This is a genomic window from Synechococcus sp. H55.2 (assembly GCF_047462495.1).
Lineage (GTDB): Bacteria > Cyanobacteriota > Cyanobacteriia > Thermostichales > Thermostichaceae > Thermostichus.
Genome location: NZ_JANSJH010000126.1, coordinates 4,205 through 6,143, shown reverse-complemented (window position 1 = coordinate 6,143; position 1,939 = coordinate 4,205). Strand labels below are relative to the sequence as shown.

Genomic DNA, 1,939 nt, shown 5'->3' with positions numbered 1-1,939 from the left:
CTCTTTGTTATTCTCACTCATCATTCCCACTCCCTAAGCAAGACAAAGATTGAACAAAACTTTCAATTGCATTCTTCCTATTCTCCAGATCTTCGGCTATAGCTACTGCTTGGTTAAAGTTCTCTTCAATCCGCCTTCTTTGCTCATCTAGCTCGCCCATAGAAAGGTCAAGTGCTTTTCTAACCAATTTTTGAGTAGCCTCTCTTAGTTCTTCCATGTAACCTATGATCCATTCTTTTAGAACTTGCCACAATTTTTGCTTACCAGCATCTGCTCCTCTTGACCACTCCTCAGCCATCCTATCAAAGCTAGGCACAGTTAGCTGTTGATAGAACTCCGTCCCAACTTTAGCTATCTTGTACTCCTTGCCTCCAAAGCAAGATCTAGGCTCCTCGACTATTGTAGTTTTGTCCTTCTTTGTAGTCTCTATCTTTGCTCTTTTATTAAAGAGAAAGACATCTTGCGTAAGGCGCAAGGGCTCGCTTCTCAGCTTAACGCCAGTTTGAATCAATTCCTGGATCCCTAGCTTATCTTCCTCAGAGACTGTGAGGATTTCTTCAACGGCTCCAATAAGGTTTGCAATAAGCTGAGAGATCAATGAGTTCGCAAATCTCTCAAAAGTTTGAGCCTTCGCCTGTAACAGAAACTCGGCCCTATGTTCGAGAGCGTCCCTAACCGATTGGTAGAGAGCTAAAACAGCGCGCTCAGCTCTTTCTATCTTCTCATGAGGCTTTTTGGTTTTCTCCTCAACAGGTACTCTCAGAATCAGGCTGTCTCCCTGACACTCACAATCCCTCAACGTTCTGAGTGTCATGTCGCAAGATCTAGCAACGAGGTTGGCAATGTGAGCAGGGATCACTTCTTTCAGAGAATCTTCTAGCGGATAAACACCAATTTCTTGCTTGAGTGCATCTCGAACTGGAGCAATGATTTTATTAATCAAATCTTTAACTTGCTCGTCCACAAAGTCAATAAAATCGGGAAACCCCTGCCAGCCCTTCTTTCTGGCTTCCTCCTCAATCTTTGATAGGGACTCAGGAGTGCCACTAGCACTGGCAACTTGGTTGAGTAAGCCTGTAATGTCATCGATAAACGATTGGGCAACTTGATTGATTGCTTCCTTGCATTGCTCTTGTTTCTCTTGAATATATTTTCTTTGCCTATCTACTTCCTCTAGCGTCTGAATTTGTCTTGTATTGATTATGACATCTAGGGCACTGCTAATCTCTCTAGCTGAGTTGATCACTTGTAGCACTGCCGGGAGAATAACAACTCTTGCAGTGTCTGCTTGAATCCTTTCTCGCAATGCTCTCCATAGCAAGTTGCCGCCGCTCCACTCTCGGATGTAGCCAAGCAAGAGCCTAGTGTCATTGTCAGATATTGCCTGCCCTTCCTCGACTTTGTTTTCAAGGTCTGCTATCCAAGACTTCAGCTCCCTATCACCTCTTGTAGAAGCCTTGATGAGATTAGCACAGTCTTCAAAAAGAGCGCTGAGCATCCATTGTTTAGTACTGGGATCCACATCCGATCCTTCGGAAGAGTTGGCTCCCCAGGCACATTGGGCATAGAAGAGCGCCTTAGCAGAGAGCGGAATGATAAAAGGCAGCTCTGGAAGATCCAGAATCTCCTTAATTTCCTCTCTCAGCTCCTCGACCTTTTGCTCTAGAGGGTTGTCGGTTTGATTTCGCATGTCAACCCTATTGAGCAAGAAAATCATCAAGCTGGTTTGACCTCGGAGAAACTCCACAACATCTTTTAGCTCTCTCAAGAGGGCTTCTCGTCTTTGCCAATCTGTCTGAGAGTAATCCAGTGCAACAAGGCTAAAGCACTTGCTGACATGCTCTTGGATGATCCTGAGGCTTGTTCTATCTTGGACTGAGTTCAGGCCAGGCAAGTCATAAATCTCAACCTGTAAGCCCTCAGGCAGGTTTAATAGAGA

The 1,939-nt window shown here is 44.8% G+C and carries 1 pseudogene; it reads right to left on the bottom strand.

The features are described from left to right. Positions 1 to 13 precede the first annotated feature (13 nt). Positions 14 to 1,939 (bottom strand): annotated as a pseudogene (locus NW844_RS11815) (hypothetical protein); the annotation flags it as partial.